Origin of the sequence: Mesorhizobium sp. M1C.F.Ca.ET.210.01.1.1 (genome assembly GCF_004791585.1) — a bacterium.
In the GTDB taxonomy this organism is placed as follows: domain Bacteria; phylum Pseudomonadota; class Alphaproteobacteria; order Rhizobiales; family Rhizobiaceae; genus Mesorhizobium.
On the sequence record NZ_SRUU01000007.1, the window covers coordinates 14,884 to 31,410 of the forward strand.

General features: G+C 65.6%; 14 protein-coding genes. 6 read left to right on the forward strand and 8 right to left on the reverse strand.

Translation table 11 applies throughout. The annotated features are described in order from the left end of the window. Positions 1-30: 30 nt before the first annotated feature. Positions 31-2,097, reverse strand: coding sequence for a BTAD domain-containing putative transcriptional regulator (locus tag EN853_RS09760; RefSeq protein ID WP_127858371.1), 2,067 nt, complete (start codon positions 2,095-2,097; stop codon positions 31-33). Between the two features lie 171 nt (positions 2,098-2,268). Between EN853_RS09760 and EN853_RS09765 the strand changes: the two genes are divergently transcribed. Continuing rightward, on the forward strand, positions 2,269-3,354 hold the full coding sequence (locus tag EN853_RS09765) for a pyridoxal-phosphate dependent enzyme (protein ID WP_127858372.1): 1,086 nt from the start codon (positions 2,269-2,271) through the stop codon (positions 3,352-3,354). 99 nt (positions 3,355-3,453) lie between these two features. Continuing rightward, the gene (locus EN853_RS09770; protein WP_127858373.1) at positions 3,454-4,935 is read left to right on the forward strand and encodes a pyridoxal-dependent decarboxylase; all 1,482 of its coding nucleotides are present in this window, start codon (positions 3,454-3,456) and stop codon (positions 4,933-4,935) included. A 24-nt stretch (positions 4,936-4,959) separates the two neighbouring features. On the opposite strand, the gene EN853_RS09775 is transcribed toward EN853_RS09770, so the two are convergent. From EN853_RS09775 to EN853_RS09785, 3 genes are all read right to left on the reverse strand, one after another. Beyond that, complete coding sequence (locus tag EN853_RS09775; protein WP_127858374.1) at positions 4,960-5,334, reverse strand: YciI family protein; 375 nt, start codon at positions 5,332-5,334, stop codon at positions 4,960-4,962. Positions 5,335-5,546: 212 nt separating this feature from the next. Beyond that, a complete protein-coding gene (locus EN853_RS09780; protein ID WP_127858375.1) occupies positions 5,547-6,956 on the reverse strand; it encodes an ATP-binding protein in 1,410 nt (469 codons plus the stop codon). After that, on the reverse strand, positions 6,953-7,669 hold the full coding sequence (locus tag EN853_RS09785) for a response regulator transcription factor (protein ID WP_127858582.1): 717 nt from the start codon (positions 7,667-7,669) through the stop codon (positions 6,953-6,955). The genes EN853_RS09780 and EN853_RS09785 overlap by 4 nt, the downstream gene beginning before the upstream one ends. Positions 7,670-7,905: 236 nt before the next feature. On the opposite strand from EN853_RS09785, the gene EN853_RS09790 reads away from it, so the two are divergent. The 4 genes from EN853_RS09790 to clpS all read left to right on the forward strand — a co-directional run bounded on the left by EN853_RS09790 (position 7,906) and on the right by clpS (position 9,468). Next, positions 7,906-8,208, forward strand: coding sequence for a hypothetical protein (locus EN853_RS09790; protein WP_127858376.1), 303 nt, complete (start codon positions 7,906-7,908; stop codon positions 8,206-8,208). A gap of 40 nt (positions 8,209-8,248) precedes the next feature. Then, positions 8,249-8,515 (forward strand): hypothetical protein, encoded by a 267-nt coding sequence (locus EN853_RS09795; protein WP_127858377.1) that lies wholly within the window; start codon positions 8,249-8,251, stop codon positions 8,513-8,515. 149 nt (positions 8,516-8,664) lie between these two features. After that, positions 8,665-8,985, forward strand: coding sequence for a hypothetical protein (locus tag EN853_RS09800; RefSeq protein ID WP_127858378.1), 321 nt, complete (start codon positions 8,665-8,667; stop codon positions 8,983-8,985). A 177-nt stretch (positions 8,986-9,162) separates the two neighbouring features. Next, the gene (clpS, locus tag EN853_RS09805) at positions 9,163-9,468 is read left to right on the forward strand and encodes an ATP-dependent Clp protease adapter ClpS (RefSeq protein WP_127858379.1); all 306 of its coding nucleotides are present in this window, start codon (positions 9,163-9,165) and stop codon (positions 9,466-9,468) included. Between the two features lie 167 nt (positions 9,469-9,635). On the opposite strand, the gene EN853_RS09810 is transcribed toward clpS, so the two are convergent. The 4 genes from EN853_RS09810 to EN853_RS09825 are packed head-to-tail and all read right to left on the reverse strand — an operon-like array spanning position 9,636 to position 16,458. After that, positions 9,636-11,723 (reverse strand): hypothetical protein, encoded by a 2,088-nt coding sequence (locus EN853_RS09810; protein WP_127858380.1) that lies wholly within the window; start codon positions 11,721-11,723, stop codon positions 9,636-9,638. Positions 11,724-11,726: 3 nt separating this feature from the next. Continuing rightward, the gene (locus EN853_RS09815; protein ID WP_127858381.1) at positions 11,727-14,543 is read right to left on the reverse strand and encodes a DUF4159 domain-containing protein; all 2,817 of its coding nucleotides are present in this window, start codon (positions 14,541-14,543) and stop codon (positions 11,727-11,729) included. Beyond that, positions 14,540-15,454 carry a DUF58 domain-containing protein gene (locus tag EN853_RS09820; RefSeq protein WP_127858382.1) on the reverse strand — a complete coding sequence of 305 codons (915 nt, stop codon included), beginning with the start codon at positions 15,452-15,454 and terminating at the stop codon, positions 14,540-14,542. The genes EN853_RS09815 and EN853_RS09820 overlap by 4 nt, the downstream gene beginning before the upstream one ends. Next, the gene (locus EN853_RS09825; protein ID WP_127858383.1) at positions 15,454-16,458 is read right to left on the reverse strand and encodes a MoxR family ATPase; all 1,005 of its coding nucleotides are present in this window, start codon (positions 16,456-16,458) and stop codon (positions 15,454-15,456) included. Before EN853_RS09825 ends, EN853_RS09820 begins: the two co-directional genes overlap by 1 nt. Between the last annotated feature and the right edge of the window lie 69 nt (positions 16,459-16,527).

Sequence of the window (16,527 nt, forward strand, 5' to 3'; positions counted from 1 at the left end):
TTCCTGGAATTGCTCTAGCAGGAAGCAGACTCAGCTCAGTCCGACCAGCTTGGAGCCCTTCCGGAACATGGTTTCCGCGTCCCGATCGAAGCGGAAGGTGGCGATGAAATCGTCGGCCCGGTAGTCGGGCAACGTCTTGCGGATTGCGGCGGCGAAGTTTCGCGCCTCATCCTGGCGGCCCGCCAATGCCAGACAATGCGCGGCGATGGCCAGGATGATGACATGGGCATTGGGCCGGGCTGCCGCCTTCAGCGCCCATTCGGCAGCATCGTTGAATTGCCCCAGCCGCGCATGGGCCATGGCGCGTGCGCCCATCATGCCGAACAGCAGCGGATCAAAGGGGCTGAGATGACGCGAGTGATCGGACGAGCCGATCGCCGATTGCGGATCGCCCGACTGCGAGTGCACGAAGGACAGCGCATAGTGGCCGAGCGCGAAGTTTGGGCTGAGGTCGACGGCCTTTGCCAGTTCGATGAGTGAGCCGTCCTGATCGCCGCGCAGCCACAAGGCGCGGCCCATCGCCCAGTGCGCGGCCGGATTGCGGTCATCCACCAGAAGGCCATGACCGGCGGATTCGAAAGCCAGCGCTGTCTCCCGGTCGCGATCGCCCCAACGCTGGAAAGCGTTCTGCCAGTGGGTGAAGGAAAGCCCGGCATAGGCACGAGCGAAAGTGGGGTCGAGCTTCAGGGCGTCGTTGAAGAACTGCTGCGCCAGCTCGTTCTCCTGACGGGTGAAGCGGTACATGTGCCACAGACCGCGATGGTAGGCCTCCCAGGCATTGAGCGAATTCGGTGCCTTGAGCATTGCCCGGTTTCGTTCGACCGTCGCGATCTCGGCCGCGATCGAGGAAACGATGCTGTTGCCGATATCCTCGATGACGGCGAAGATCTCGTCCGGCCTGTGCTCGAAGGTCTCGGCCCAGACGATCCTCGCGGTGCGGACCTCGACGAGCTCGACCGAGACGATCACCCTGCCCGAAACGCTGCGGACCGAACCTGTCGCCACATAGTCGACATTGAGCCGGCGCCCGGCATCCTCCGGCGCGATGTCCTTCTCGGCCAGAGCGAATACCGATCCGCGGGCGATGACGAAGAAATCGCGAAGCTTGGCGAGGCGCGTTATGATGTCGTGGGTCAGGCCATCGGCAAGTCCGCCGCGGAAATTGACGGCGCTTTCGGCAAACGGCATCACCGCCAGCGATGCCCGGCGCAACGCGGCGGGTTCGGATTCGACGGCCAACATCGGCGGTTGTGGGGCGAGAGAAGTTGGCCCGGACCGGGCGCATGGCGTCGCGCCGGCGTTCCGGGCTCTGATCTCGTGCCATGCCTCGCGCAACGGCGCGAAATCCAGCCCTTCTGAATGAAACAGCTCCGCCGCGGTGGCCAGATGTTCCTCGCCGGCGCCGATCTGGCCGCGCCGCGCGAGGTTTTCCAGCAGCGCCACATGCGCGCGTCCGTCGAAGGGCGCGAGTTCCAGCCATTTGTCCAGATAGGCACCGGCTTCATCGGCTCCCTGCGGGAGAAGGCCGATTATGTGCTCCAGAACAGCGACATGGCATGAGCTGAAACGGCGACGTTGCGCGGTGAGCCAGCTGGTGAAATGCGGGCTCCTGTCGAGCTCCAGCCCATCAAGGAAATCGCCGGCGAAGAGTTGCGCCAGCGTTCGCAGACGTTCCAGACCAAGCGTCTCGATCCCTTCGGCGGCCGCAACAGAAGCTTCGACTGCATCGACGCTCGCATCGGCAAGGCGAAGCGCCACGGTGTCGCCGTCGGTCTCGATCCTGTGCAGAGCCGGTTCGTCGAGCGCGCCGCGAAGCTTGCTCAGGCACCAGCGCAGTTCGCCGCGCGGATCATTGGGCACGTCCCACAGAAGCTCGCAGAGCCGGCTGCGGCTGACGGGGCGCGGCGCGAGCGCCAGATAGGCCAGCAGCGCGCGCAGCTTGCGCGAGGAAGGCAGCTTGACCGGCTCGCCATAACGGGCAATCGCCAGTTGCCCAAGCAATCGCACGGACAGGCCGGCGGCGGTTTTGTTCAGGCTCGATCGGGTGGATTCCACGTAAGTTTCCACGCTCTCTCCAACGCTGACCAGCTGATCCATGTTCTATCACCAAAGACGACAGGAAGCATCCGGCAGCCTCATTCCATGCCGGAATGCCGCCGTTGCCGCATTTGCGGCTGGTCATGCAGGCTAACGCGGCAAAGTGTCGAAACCGCGCCGCCGAAGCCGCCGGTCTGTAACCGGCGCGTGAGACATCGAGGAGAAAAGCCCATGTTGCAGCAGTTGAAAATCAGGACCACAGCCGGCCGGGGCCGGCTGTTCGACAGCATTCTCGACACGGTCGGCGACACGCCGGTCATCCGTATCAACAATCTCGGCCCGGCGCATGCGACGATCTATGTGAAGGCCGAGTTCTTCAATCCGGCGGCCTCGGTGAAGGACCGGCTGGCGCTCAACATCATCGAGGAAGGCGAGCGCAGCGGCAAGCTGAAGCCGGGCCAGACCGTCGTCGAGGCGACCAGCGGCAACACCGGCATCGGCCTTGCCATGGTCTGCGCGCAAAAGGGCTATCCGCTTGTGGTGACGATGGCCGACAGCTTTTCCATCGAGCGCCGCAAGCTGATGCGCATGCTGGGTGCCAAGGTGGTGTTGACGCCGCGCGCCCAGAAGGGGTTCGGAATGTACAAGAAGGCGGTGGAGCTCGCCGAAGCCAATGGCTGGTTCCTGGCCCGCCAGTTCGAGACCGAAGCCAATGCCGCCATCCACGAGGCGACCACGGCGCGCGAGATCATCAACGATTTCGCGGGTTCCAGGCTCGACGTGCTGGTCACCGGCTATGGCACCGGCGGCACCATCGCCGGCGTCGGCCGAGTGCTGCGCCGCGAACGGCCGGATGTCCGCATCGTGCTTGCCGAGCCGGCGAACGCGCAGCTTATCGGCAGCGGCAAGACGCAGGAACGCGGCGCCGGCGGCGCGCCGGCGGCCAGCCATCCGGCCTTCGAACCGCATCCGATCCAGGGCTGGACGCCGGACTTCATCCCTAACGTGCTGCAGGAGGCGATCGACCAGCGCTACTATGACGAGGTGGTGCCGATCCCCGGTCCGGAAGGCATCAAATGGGCGAAGGCGCTGGCGCAGCAGGAAGGCATCTTCACAGGCATCTCCGGCGGCGCCACCTTCGCCGTGGCGCGCCAGATCGCAGGCACGGCTCCGGCCGGTTCGGTGATCCTGTGCATGCTGCCCGACACCGGCGAGCGCTACATGTCGACGCCGCTCTTCGACGGCATCGAGGCCGAGATGGATGCCGACGAGATGGCACTGTCGCGTTCGACGCCAAGCTGCCAGTTCGACGCCTGAAGACAATGCACGGCGCTGTCGTCCATCCGGATGGCGGCGCCGCATGACGATCTCGCACGACGATCCACGGAATGATCGCGTGCCTTTGGGGAGGAGCGGATGGACAATTTGCAGGAAACAACGGTGATGGATGAAACGCTCGATCCGTCGGATTGGACCGACGTGCGGGCCCTGTCGCATCGGATTGTCGACGATGCCATCGGCTATCTGCGGGATGTCCGCGATCGTCCGGTGTGGCGCGAGATGCCGGCCGAGGTGCGGACATTTTTCAATGCGCCAATGCCGCGCGAGCCGGCGCCGATCGCCGATGTCTATGGCGACGTCGTTCGCAACGTCATGGCCTATCCGATGGGCAACATCCATCCGCGCTTCTGGTCCTGGTATATGGGCTCGAGCAATTTCACCGGCGCGCTCGGCGATTTCCTGGCGGCGGTCCAGGGCTCGAATCTCGGCGGCGGCAACCACGCCGCCGGGCTGATGGACAGCCAAGTGGTCGACTGGTGCAAGGAGATGGTCGGATTCCCGGCTTCGGCCAGCGGCACGCTGGTCAGCGGCGGCTCGATGGCCAACATCATCGGGCTGACCGTGGCGCGCAATGCCAAGGCGGGCGTCGACGTTCGCGAAAGGGGCGTCGGCGCCATCTCAAGGCCGCTGCGCTATTACGCTTCGGAGCAGGTCCATTCCTGCCATCGCAAGGCGATGGAAGCGCTCGGCCTAGGCAACCGGGCGCTGCAGCGCATCTCGACCGACGCCGATTTGCGCATCGACGTCGGTGCGCTCAAGACGGCCATCGCCGAGGACCGCGCGGCCGGTTTCAAGCCGGCCTGTGTGATCGGCACCGCCGGCACCGTCAACACCGGCGCGATCGACGACCTGCAGGCGTTGGCCACGTTGGCGGCGGAAGAAGACCTTTGGTTCCATGTCGACGGCTGCATCGGAGCGCTGATCGCCATCGCACCTCAAAACAGGTCGCTCGTCGCCGGCATCGAGCAGGCGCATTCCGTAGCGCTCGATCCGCACAAATGGCTGCATGCGCCGTTCGAGGCAGGCTGCGCGCTGGTTCGCGATGCCTCCGCTCACCGCAACACCTTCGCCGTGACGCCCGAATATCTGGAATCGACGCCGCGCGGCCTCGCCTCCGGGCAATGGCTGCACGACTACGGCCTGCAGACGTCGCGCGGTTTTCGCGCGCTGAAGATCTGGATGGCGCTTAAGCAGCACGGGGTCGAGAAATTCGGCCGGCTGATCGACCAGAACATCGCCCAGGCCGGCTATCTCACGCGACGGATCGAGGCCGAGCCGGCGCTTGAGCTGACGGCGCCGACCACCATCAACATCGTCTGCTTCCGGCATCGACAAGACGGCGCATCGGAGGAGCGGCTCAAGGCCTTCAACACCGAAATCATGCTGCGGCTGCAGGAAGAAGGCATCGCCGTCTTGTCCGACACCACCGTGCGCGGCCGGCACTGCCTAAGGGTGGCCATCACCAACCACCGCACGCGGCGCGAAGATCTCGATCTCCTGGTGTGCGAAACGCTTCGGGTGGGAAAGGAAATCGCAGCCGCGGCGCTACCGGTTTGAAGAGAGTGGCCGGAAGTAAGTATCTCAACTGGCAGCCAGCGGCGCGCCCGGCAGATAGAGCATGATCGGCCGGATCTCGTAGACGGCGGTGGGATTGACGCGCTTGAGGTCGCGCGCCACCGCGACCGCCTCGTCCTGGTTTGCGCAATCCAGCACATAGAGGCCAAGCAACTGCTCCTTGGTCTCGGCGAAGGGACCGTCGATCACCATGCCGTCGCCCGGGCCGCGCAGTGTGACAGCTTTCGCGGTCTCGCCCAGCCTGGCCGCCGGCCCCAGCTTGCCGGCGCGGGTCAGCCTGTCGTTGATTTCGAGCAGGTCTTTCATAAGCGCTGCATCCTCCTCGGACGTCCAGGACTGGACGGTCTCTTCGACGTGATAGGCAAGGATCGCGTAGAACATGGTTCGGTTTCCTCGTGCATGACCCCGAAAATCGGAATCGATTTTTGCGTCGCTGACCTTCGGTTTGGAAAGGATCATGCGCCAAATTGAAGTGCTTCAGCATGCTTTGCGCGTCCAAGAGGGCGCGCGCCCCCTGTAGAGCGGGCCGCACTATCACAAGGATGGCGCGGCTGATCCAGTGGGCGCGCGGGTGCGAGCGACCGGCTCCTGACTCAAGCTGCCAGTGGCAGCCGCAGCTCCGTCAGCAGGCCGCCGCCAGGATGGTTGGAAAGGCTGATCTCGCCGCCGGCGCCGCGGGCAATGTTGCGGGCGATGGTGAGGCCGAGGCCCAGGCCGCCGGTCTCGCGGTTGCGCGACTGTTCGAGGCGCACGAAGGAAGCGAACACCTGATCCAGCTTTGCCTGCGGAATGCCTGGGCCCTCGTCGCGGATGGTGAGCGTGATCGTGTCGCCCGACCGTCGCACCCCAATATGCGCCTTCTTGCCGTAGGTGACCGCGTTCTGGACGAGATTGGTGATGCAACGGCGCAGGGCCACTGGCCGCGCGATGCAGATCAGGCCGCGCGTCGGCGTGGCGTCCTCGTCGAATGAAGCATCCTCGAACATGTCGGCGATCGATTCCACCAGCGACCAGAAATCGATCCGCTCGGCCTTTTCCTCCGTGACCTCGAATTTGGCGAAGTCGATCACCGAGCTGGCGATACTCTCGATGTCGGCAAGGTCATGCGCAAGCGCTTCGCGGGCAGACGATTTGCGCAGCAGCTCGAGCCGCAGCCGCATCCTGGTCAGCGGCGTGCGCAAATCATGCGCAAGCGCTGCCGCCAGGTGTTCGCGGTCCTCGACATATTCGCGCAGCCGCATCTGCATGGCGTTGACCGCCTTCGCCGCGGCGCGGATCTCGCGGCTGCCGGTTTCGGCTATCGGCGGGCTCTTCAAGTCATTGCCGATGCGGTTCACCGCGGTTTCCATCATCCGGTAGGGTGCCGTCAGCCGGCGCAGCGACCAGATCGACATCACCACGATCAGCCCCGCGATCAGCGAATAGAGCGGTAGGCTGTCCCAACTCAGGATCGGCCCGGCCGGGGTGATCGGCTCGGTGAAGTTCAGCCACTGGCCATCGGAAAAGCGCAGAGAGGCTGTCAGCTTGTCGCTCTGGGCGAAATCGGCAGCCAGCACCAGAAGATCCCGCTCGACCTGGCCGACATCCTTGTTCATCACCTCGCCGTCCGGCGCATCGGCCTCTTGCGTTGCCGGGTCGCGCCGCACGCGCGCGTCGGTGATGCCGAATTTCGACAGGCGGCCGACCAGGATGTCCTCCAGCTCGGCAAGCTGGTCGTCGCCGGCGATCGAGGAGGTGACGGCGGGGGTGTCCGAGACCGTCAGCGCATAGGTGGCGTTGAACAGGCCGGATGCAGTCGCCTTGCGCTCCTCGGGCGTGGCGTCATGCATCAGCTGCACCAGCGAAAAGGCGCGATCGTTCAGCCGATAGAGATCGACGATGTCGTTGGCCGCGGCGCGGTCGCGCGAGACGATGTAGAGAGTGGCGACCTGGCTGATCATCAGGCCGGCAATGACAATGAGCAGCACCCACACAGGCAGGGTCTGCGGCAGGAAGCGTCTCATTCGGAGACCGTTTCGGGCAGGAACTGATAGCCGCCGCTGCGCACGGTCAGGATCAGCTTCGGCGTCTTCGGGTCATCCTCCATCTTGCGGCGCAGGCGGCTGACCAGGATGTCGACGCTGCGGTCGAAGCTGTAGCCGGTGTCGCCGCCGGAGAGCTCGATGAGCTGCTCGCGGGTGAGCACGCGCTGCGAGCTCCTGACGAAGGTCTGCAACAGGTTGAACTCCGCCATCGTCAGTTCCACCCTGACGTCGTCAGGCGCCGTCAGCCGGCGGCGCGAGCAATCCATGGTCCAGCCGGCAAAGCGGTAGACCTGCTTGCTGGCTGGCCGGCGCGGCTCGGCCGCGCCGTTGCGCCGTAGCACGGCGCGGATGCGTGCCAGCAGCTCGCGCGGATCGAAGGGCTTCGGCACATAGTCGTCCGCCCCCATCTCGAGGCCGACGACGCGGTCCGTCGTCTCGGTGACCGCCGTCAGCATGATGATCGGGGTGGTGTAGTTGGCGCGGATCTCGCGGCAAAGCTCCAGCCCGCTTTTGCCGGGCAGCATTACGTCGAGGACGATCAGGTCGACCTGCGTGCGGCGCAGGATCGCCTCCATCTCGGTGCCGTCGGCGGCCACGGTCGTGCGCAGTCCACGCTTCTGGAAGAATTCCTGAAGCAAGTCCCTGATGCCCTTGTCGTCATCGACGATCAGTATGTGCGCGTCGGATTTCACGAGAACCCCGCGATCGCTGTAGCCAAGCCGTCCTTCGGTGATCACCCACACGATAGAATTCGGGCCATATCTTGGCCAGAGGCGACGATGCGGACGGATCGGCTTCCCCAGAAACAATTCAGAAACAAAATTCTACAATCGGGAAAAACTCGTGAAAAATTTCAAGGGCATAACCGGTGTCGTGGCGGTCAGGTCATCGGCTGCGACGCAAGTTTCCGGAGTAACGGGCAAGACCAATGCAGAGGTTCTGGATCAGCGTGACGGGTGCTTTGCTCAGCATGTCGCTCATCACCGCCGCGGTCGGGGCCTCCAACGCAAAGGTAACGCCGCTGACCCGGGCCGAGCGCTGCACCAATCTCAGCCGTCAAGTCGACGAAGCCCTCGAAACCCATGCCGCGGCAACGCAGGTCACCGCGGCGAAGGCACTTCAAAGAAAGGGAAACCGGTTCTGCGCCGCCAAGAAACAGGCACAGGGCATCCGGATGCTCGCAAATGCTTTGAAGCTGCTTGGAGTGACACCGATCGACCCGGTTCAGTGACGCTCGCCTCCTCGACCCGCATGAAAAAGGAAATGAAGCCATGAAGAAGTCCCTCCTCTCCGCCCTCGGTCTCGCTGTTGCTCTCGCGTTCTCGATGCCGGCTCTCGGAAACGCCGCCGCCACGACGACCGCGGCTCCGGCTGCTTCGACCACGACCGCTGCGCCGGCCGCTGCCGCTCCGATGAAGACCGCTCCGAAGAAGGTCGCCGCCAAGAAGATCTGCAAAGTGACCAAGACGCACAAGTGCCCGGTCAAGAAGGCGAAGGCGAAGCCCGCCGCCGCGAAGCCGGCCGCGAAGAAGCCCTGATCCAGGCTTCGGTCCTGATCTTTCAAGACCGCTCCGGCCCGATCGGCCGGAGCGGCTTTATGGTGGCCGAAGCCTGACACCGGCAGCTTCCGCCGCGCTGCTTCCGATCCTTAACCCGATCGCAATGCCGGTGCTGTAGGGCAATCCGCATGAAGAAGCGGCTTTCGTCCCGGATGCGCTCGCTGACCCTCGGCGGCCTGGTTGCCACCGCGGCGGCAAGAGCGTTGATCATCTTCACCGCCAGCCCAGTGCCGGATCCCGCCAGCGGCAGGACCGAGCCGGAACTTTTCGCGCCGGTGATCTCGTCGAGCTTCGACTACATCACGCCGGCGCAGAGCTGGATCCTGATCGTGCTGACCGGCGCAACGCTGATCGGCTTCGCCGCCTGGATGGTTGCGGCCTTCATGGAGCGCGGTTCCGGCATGGATGATGGCGGCTCCGGCACAACGATGCGCCGGCAGGGTCGTTGAACGGCAGACGGCGCTTTCCCACATAAGGTCCGATGCCTGCCCGTCGCAACAGCGGGCAAATGGACGAATGCTTCCTTGCATGACAGAGTGGAAGCGAGGCTATTTCTTACGCAATTCCGGACGGAAAATCGCTAAGCACTTTTCCTGGAATTGCTTTATCCCTACTGGCGGATTCCGATGCCTGAAACCGTCCTCAAACCGCGCACCAAGACGCAGCCGAAAACCGAGCGGCCGAAGCTCTACAAGGTCATCCTGGTCAATGATGATTTCACGCCGCGCGAGTTCGTGGTGACGGTGCTCAAAGGTGAATTCAAGCTCAGCGAGGATCAGGCGCATCGCGTGATGATCACCGCGCACACGCGCGGCGTCTGCGTGGTTGCCGTCTTCACGCGCGACGTCGCCGAGACCAAGGCCGCGCGGGCGACAGATGCCGGCAAGGCCAAAGGCTATCCGCTGCTGTTTACCGTCGAGCCGGAAGAGTAGGGAGCGCTTTTTCCTTCTCCCCTTGTGGGAGAAGGTGTCGCCGAAGGCGACGGATGAGGGGTGTTCCAGGGAACGCCGACGTCTCACTCCGCTGGAGCACCCCTCATCCGTCTCGGCGCTGTTGCGCCGATCCACCTTCTCCCACAAGGGGAGAAGGGAAAGTGGCGCTACCGCCCTTCGCGGTACCACATCGAGCCGATGGCCAGGAGCAGCAGGCCGAGGCCGAGGAAGCCGCCGAACAGCGGCACGCGCGAGACTGCCTTGAGGGTGCTGTCGTTGGTGGTGCGGAGCCCGATCCAGTCGTCGCCCGATGCCGCGCCCGAGGAGCGGACCGGCACGATGGAAGGCAGCGCCACGCCGCCGGCAAGGTTGCCGAGCACGGACGACGGCGCGAGCCGGCGCACGCTGCCGCCGGTCGCCTCAGCCGGCGCCTTCAACCTGTCTTCGGTGGAAATAACGTCGGAGAATTCCGGCGCGTTGATCGGGCCGACATGGGCAAGCGCGGTGAGGTCGCCATTGCCCACCTGATAGAGGCCGATCTCGCTGGTCTGCAGGCTGCCGGTGAAGATGCCGGGCTCCGATTTCTGCAGCTTGACCGTCATTGCCTTGCCAGAGGGCGTGATCACCTGGGCTGGGCCGGGATCGTCGCTCATCGTCTGGCGGCGGATCTCCAGCACCATGCCGCGGCCATCGGCGGTCAGCCGTTCCTCCTCCAGTTCTGGCTCCTTCATCAGCCAATGGGCGATGCGCCGGTAGAGCTGGACATGCGGCCCGCCGCCTTCGAAGCCGCGCGCCCACAGCCAGCCCTGGTCGGAAAGCAGCATGCCGACCCGACCCTCGCCTTTGCGGTCGAGCACAAGCAGAGGACGGTCGTCGGCACCTTTCATCACCACCTCGCCTTCCGGATTCTTCACGCCGATGGTGCGGAACCAGCGGCTCCAGCGCGGCGGCTCGGTGGCGGAGCCGTCGAGCCCGCGCGTCACCGGGTGGCGCTGGCCGAGATCGGTGAGACGCGGGTAGAAGGCCTTGTCGACGACCTCGCCGCTCGGCATCGCCGGCAGGGCAGACATCAGTGGCGTGCGGGCAATGGAGCTTTCGCCGGAATATTCGGGGCCGGCGGCAATCAGCAGTGCGCCACCCTTTTCGACATATTCGGAGATGTAGTCGTAGTAGAGGATCGGCAGCACGTCGCGGTGCTGGTAGCGGTCGAAGATGATCAGGTCGAAATCCTTGATCTTCTCGACGAACAGCTCGCGCGTCGGGAAGGCGATCAGCGACAGTTCGTTGATCGGCGTGCCGTCCTGCTTTTCCGGCGGGCGCAGAATGGTGAAATGGACGAGGTCGACCGACGCATCGGACTTCAAGAGGTTGCGCCAGGTGCGCTCGCCGGCATGCGGCTCGCCAGAGACCAGAAGCACGCGCAGATGATCGCGGATGCCGTCGACCAGCGCGATGGCCCGGTTGTTGGCGTCGGTCAGCTCGCCCGGCTCGTGATCGATTGAAAGCTGGACGATGTTGCGGCCGGCGTTGGGTATGGTGACCTCAAGCTTCGCCGGCTGGCCGATGGTCGCATGCTCGACCGAGACCTGCTCGCCGTTGACCGAGACCCGCACGTCGACCGGGCCGCCCTGGCCTTCAGTGGAAATGACGCGATAGCTCATGTCGAGCGGCTTGCCGACGAGACCGAAGCGCGGCGCGTTCTCGAAGCGGATGCGGCGGTCCTTCTCATGCTCGTTGCCGGTGATCAGCGCATGCAGCGGCGCATTGAACTCCGGAGCGCCGGCCGGCGCGTCATGCACCTCGCCGTCGGTGACCATGATCGCGCCGCCGATGCGCGAGGGCGGTACGTCGCGGAAAGCGCTCTCCAGCGCGCCGAACAGCCTGGTTTCGGTGCGCTCGTCGGCGGCCTCGGACTTGCCGGCATCGACGATGCGGACGTCGAATTGCTTGAAGCGGCCAAGGCGCTGCCGAAGCTCTGCCAGCGCCTCGTCCGTCTGCTTGGTGCGCTCGCCGATGTCCTGGCTCTGGCTGCGGTCGACGACGACGGCGACGACGCTCTTCAATGCCTCCCGTTCCTCGTCGAGGAAAACGGGATTGAGGAGTGCCGCGCCGAGCGCGAGCAGGGCGATGAAGCGCAGGACAGAGCCGCGCTGGCGGAACCACAGGCCTGCCAGCGCGAGCAGCAAGAGCGGCACGATGACAAGCCAAAACAGCGGCCAGGAAACGAGCGGCTCGAAGGAGATCGACCAGTTCATGACCTACTGCCCCAGCCGTTCGAGCAGGACGGGCACATGCACCTGGTCGGATTTGTAGTTGCCGGTCAGCATGTACATCATGATGTTGACGCCGGCGCGGAGCGCATAGACGCGCTGCATCGGGTCCGGCGGCACGGTCGGCAGCATCGGATCACCGTTCTCGTCAACCGCCCAGGCGCCGGCGAAATCGTTGGCGGTGATCATGATCGGCGACACGCCGTCGCCCGTGCGCACCGGACGGTTCTCGGTGTTGCTGGCGTCCAGCGAGGCCTCGACCCAGAGCGGACTGCCGTTGAAACGGCCCGGAAACTCGGGAAGGATGAAGAAAGACTTCGTCAGCACATGGTCCGACGGCACCGGTTCCAGCGGCGGCACGTTGAGATTGGCGAGGATGTCGCGCAGCCGCTCGGTGGCCGGGCTTGCCGAGCCGGCGTCGATGCCGTTGGCGAACTGATCGCGCGTGTCGAACAGGACCGTGCCGCCCTGCTGCATATAGGCATCGATGCGGGCGATCGCGGCTTCGCTGGGCATCGGGGCGGTGGCGTCGATCGGCCAATAGATCAGCGGATAGAAGGTCAGCTCGTCCTTCGCGATATCGACGCCGGCCGGTGGGCCTGGCTCCAGCGCCGTCTTCTCGATCAGGAAGCGGGTGAGACCCTCAAGACCGGCGCGGCTGATCGAATCGATGCCGGGCTCGCCGGTGATCACATAGGCGATGCGGGTTTTCGAAATATCCTCGATCGCTTGGGAATCGCCGGGTTTCGAATCGTCCGCGCGGGCAAGATCGGCGTGGCCGAAGAGCCCGCCGACCGCTATCAGCACGGCGGCCGCGGTCGTAGCGGCGCGGCGTGGCCGGCGCGACAACAGCCCGCCCATCCAGAATACGGCAAGCGTGTCGAGCACCATCAGCAGCAGGGCCAATGTGACGAGCGGACCTTTCAAGTTCTCCGATTCGTCGAAAGCGTAGGGGATGGCGGTCACCGGCAGCGAGATCTGGGGCCGGGCAAGCGGCGTGAACGTGCTCGAGGCGTTGAGCAGGTTGTGCGCGAAGACGCCGGTCTCCGAGCCATAGAGGCCGGGCGGGTTTTCCAGCGTCACCGGCAGCGGGCCGGCGGCGGGCACGAGCGGCCGCGCATCGGGTGTCGGCGGCACCAGCGCGCCGTCGGCGCCGATCATGCGGTAGGGCGCCAGCGACGAGGCGGCGGCCTCGGCATTGGCGACCGCGGCGCCCTGGTTGCGCGACAATTGCACGATGCGTCTCAGCATCTCGACGAAGCTGCCTGAGATCGGCAGGTTCGACCATGTCGCCTCCGGCGTGACATGGAAGAGCACCAGCGTGCCCTTGTCCTTCTTCATGCCCGTGACCAGCGGTGTGCCATCGGCAAGCGTCGCCCAGGTGCGCTCGACGATGTCGGGGGTCGGCTCGGCCAGCACCTGCCGGCTGACCGTTACCTCGGCCGGCGGCGCGAGATCGGCGAATGGGCCGTTCTTGGGGAACTCGGTGACCGCCTGCGGCGTGGTCCACGACAAAGCGCCGCCCAGCGCGCGCTCGCCGCTGCGCAGCCTGACCGGCAAGAGGTCGTCGTCGTTGCCGGCGGCAGCAAGCCTTGAACCGGCAAAGCGCACCAGCGTGCCGCCCTTGTCGACCCAATCGACCAGCCGTTGCCGGACCTGCTCGGGGATGGTGCCGACATCGGCCATGATGATCATCGCCGGCTTCTGGTCGAGAAGCTGCGGAATGGCGTCGGCTAGATCGGCGCTTGACGGCTCGACCAGATCGGCGAAGGGCTGCAGGGCGCGGCGGATGTAATAGAGCGGTGAAAGCAGCGGCTGCGCCTGGTCGGCCTCGGCCTGCGAAAGCAATCCGACGCGGCGGCGCTTGGAACTCTCGTCCAGCACACGCACGGCTCCGGCTTGATGCTCGCCGTCCAGCGCTATCGAGGCGAAGTCGTTGCGCAATTCGAACGGCACCTTCATCGTTCCGGTGGCGGTGGTATTACCCGGCGCGAAGGTCAGCGTCGCGTCGGCGATGCGGCGGCCCTTGTCGTCGAAGGCGCCGGCCGTGACCTGCGCCGGCGCCGGGTCGCCCGGCGCGCGGATGGCGGTCAGCGTGAACCCGTCGACCTCATTGTCGGCGCCGGTCAGGCCGGTGAGCGATATCCGGTCCGAGGTGACCCAGACCAGCCGCGAGGCATTTTTTTCCAGAAGCGTCCTGAAAGCCGCTTCGTCGCCATTGGCCGCCAGGCCGTCGGCAAGCACGGCGACGCTGGCGCCCGGCAGGTGTTCCAATGTCGCGGCAACCCGGGCATAGACGGCGGGGCGGTCGGTCGGGATCGGACGCGGCTTAGCAGCGCGCAGGCGGTCGAACGCGGCCGACGCATCGAAGGGGCCGATCTCGGCATTGGGCTTCTCGGCGGTGAAGGCGATGACGACCGGCACGCCGTTCGAGCCGGCATCGGCAATCAGCCGCTCGGCGGTGGCGACGCGCTTGCCCCAATCGGCGGCACTGGCCCAGTCGTTGTCGATGACCAGCGCCAGCGCCGAGCCTTCGGCCGGCAGTTTTTCGCGCGGATTGAACACCGGCTCGGCAAGCGCGATGATCACAAGCGCCGCCATCAACAGTCTCAGCAGCGTCAGCCACCACGGGCTTTGATGCGGCGTCTCCTCGCGCCTCAGGACGCGCGCGAGGATCCTGAGCGGCGGAAAGACCTCCGTCTGCGGCCTCGGCGGCGTCAGCCTCAGCAACCACCAGATCACCGGCAGGGCCAGCAGACCCCACAGCACCATCGGCGCGCCGAAGGAAAGCGGCAGCCAGCTCATGCGACCGCCTTTCCGCCATGGCTGCCATCGGTGGTCATCGCCATGTGGACGCGCACCAGCGCCTCGGAGGCGAGGCGGTCGGTGTGGTTGACGGTGAAGCTCCAGCCGAGGCGCTTGCACCAGCCGGCCAGTTCCTGGCGGCGGGCGGTGTAGAGCAGGCGGTATTCCTCCTTAAGCGTTTCGGCTCGGCCGGCGGTCAGCTTGTCGCCGGTTTCGGGATCGGTGAATTCGGTGCGGCCGGCATAGGGGAAGATCTCCTCGGCCGGGTCGGCGACCTCGATCAGATGCGCGCGCACGCCGTGACGGGCGAGCACGTCGAGCCAGGCCATGGTCTCCTCGACCGGGTCGAGGAAATCGCTGACGATGACGATGTCGCAGAAACGGCGGATGGCCGACAGGTCCGGCTTGGCCGGAAGCGCGCCGGCATGGCTGAGCTGTGCCGCGATGCGTTCGGCCCCGTTGCGGGCGGTGAACGGGTCGGTGAGGCCCGGCCAGGCGATGCGCTCGCCGCTGCGCGACAAAAGCTCGGCCATGGCAAACGCCAGCACCAGCGCGCGCGATTCCTTGGAAACGCTGGCTCCCGCCGACTTGTAGAGCATCGAGGGGGAGGGGTCGGCCCAAAGCCAGACCGTGTGGGCGGCCTCCCATTCGCGGTCGCGCACATAAGTGTGGTCGTCACGCGCCGAGCGGCGCCAGTCGATGCGCGAGGAATCGCCTTCGACATAGGGCCGGAACTGCCAGAAATTCTCGCCGATGCCGCGCTTGCGGCGGCCATGCCAGCCGGCGATCACCGTGTTGACGATGCGGCGCGCCTCGACCAGCAGGTCCGGCACCAAAGAGGCCCGCAACCGGCCGCGGGCGAGCGCGTCGCGCGTCGCAACCGGTGCCTGGACCTCGCCTATTCGACCCATCAGATGCCTTTTGCCAGTTTCGCGACCACGTCGCGCACGGAAGTGCCTTCGGCGCGGGCGGCGAATGTCAGCGCCATGCGATGCTGCAGCACCGGCTCGGCCAAGGCACGGATGTCGTCGACCGACGGCGCCAACCTGCCATCATATAGGGCGCGCGCCCGGGCGCACAGTGTCAGCGCCTGGCTGGCGCGAGGACCAGGACCCCAGGCGACGTGCTTGTCGGTGTCGGCGATGCCCTGGCCCGGACGGGCCGAGCGCACCAGCTTGAGGATCGCCTCGACGACGCTTTCCGGCACCGGCATGCGGCGGATCAGCGTCTGGATCTCCTTCAGGCTGGCAGGCTGCAGCACATTGTCGGCCTTGGCCTCCTCGACGCCGGTGGTTTCGAGCAGGATGCGGCGCTCGGCCTCGATCTCCGGATAGAGGATGTCGACCTGCATCAGGAAGCGGTCGAGCTGCGCCTCGGGCAGCGGGTAGGTGCCTTCCTGCTCCAGCGGGTTCTGCGTCGCCAGCACGTGGAAGGGCGAGGGCAGGTCGTGGCGAACGCCGGCAATGGTGACATGATACTCCTGCATCGACTGCAGCAGCGCCGACTGCGTGCGCGGCGAGGCGCGGTTGATCTCGTCGGCCATCAGAAGCTGCGTGAAGATCGGCCCGGAAATGAAGCGGAAGGAGCGCTTGCCGAATTCGTCCTGCTCCATCACTTCCGAGCCGAGGATATCGGACGGCATCAGGTCAGGCGTGAATTGGACACGGCGGGAATCGAGGCCGAGCACGATGCCGAGCGTCTCTACCAGCTTGGTCTTGGCGAGGCCAGGCACGCCGACGAGCAGCGCATGGCCGCCGGCAAGCAGCGCCACCAGCGTGCGCTCGACGACGGCTTCCTGGCCGAAAATCACCCGGCCCACGGCGTCGCGGGCCTTCGAGATGTCGGCCAGCGCCTTCTCGGCCTCCTCGATCATCGCCTTGTCGCTCAACGGGCTTTCCTTGATCATCACGCTCATGCCGTTCGATCCTTGTGGCTGGAAATGCCGGCCTGCACTCTCAAAGTCGCAGAATGCCGCGATTCGGTC

Excerpts from the sequence above, each read along its gene's own strand:
- EN853_RS09760 (WP_127858371.1), bottom strand. The coding sequence starts at position 2,097 with ATGGATCAGCTGGTCAGCGTTGGAGAGAGCGTGGAAACTTACGTGGAA.
- EN853_RS09765 (WP_127858372.1), top strand. The coding sequence starts at position 2,269 with ATGTTGCAGCAGTTGAAAATCAGGACCACAGCCGGCCGGGGCCGGCTG.
- EN853_RS09770 (WP_127858373.1), top strand. The coding sequence starts at position 3,454 with ATGGACAATTTGCAGGAAACAACGGTGATGGATGAAACGCTCGATCCG.
- EN853_RS09775 (WP_127858374.1), bottom strand. The coding sequence starts at position 5,334 with ATGTTCTACGCGATCCTTGCCTATCACGTCGAAGAGACCGTCCAGTCC.
- EN853_RS09780 (WP_127858375.1), bottom strand. The coding sequence starts at position 6,956 with ATGAGACGCTTCCTGCCGCAGACCCTGCCTGTGTGGGTGCTGCTCATT.
- EN853_RS09790 (WP_127858376.1), top strand. The coding sequence starts at position 7,906 with ATGCAGAGGTTCTGGATCAGCGTGACGGGTGCTTTGCTCAGCATGTCG.
- EN853_RS09795 (WP_127858377.1), top strand. The coding sequence starts at position 8,249 with ATGAAGAAGTCCCTCCTCTCCGCCCTCGGTCTCGCTGTTGCTCTCGCG.
- EN853_RS09800 (WP_127858378.1), top strand. The coding sequence starts at position 8,665 with ATGAAGAAGCGGCTTTCGTCCCGGATGCGCTCGCTGACCCTCGGCGGC.
- clpS (WP_127858379.1), top strand. The coding sequence starts at position 9,163 with ATGCCTGAAACCGTCCTCAAACCGCGCACCAAGACGCAGCCGAAAACC.
- EN853_RS09810 (WP_127858380.1), bottom strand. The coding sequence starts at position 11,723 with ATGAACTGGTCGATCTCCTTCGAGCCGCTCGTTTCCTGGCCGCTGTTT.
- EN853_RS09815 (WP_127858381.1), bottom strand. The coding sequence starts at position 14,543 with ATGAGCTGGCTGCCGCTTTCCTTCGGCGCGCCGATGGTGCTGTGGGGT.
- EN853_RS09820 (WP_127858382.1), bottom strand. The coding sequence starts at position 15,454 with ATGGGTCGAATAGGCGAGGTCCAGGCACCGGTTGCGACGCGCGACGCG.
- EN853_RS09825 (WP_127858383.1), bottom strand. The coding sequence starts at position 16,458 with ATGAGCGTGATGATCAAGGAAAGCCCGTTGAGCGACAAGGCGATGATC.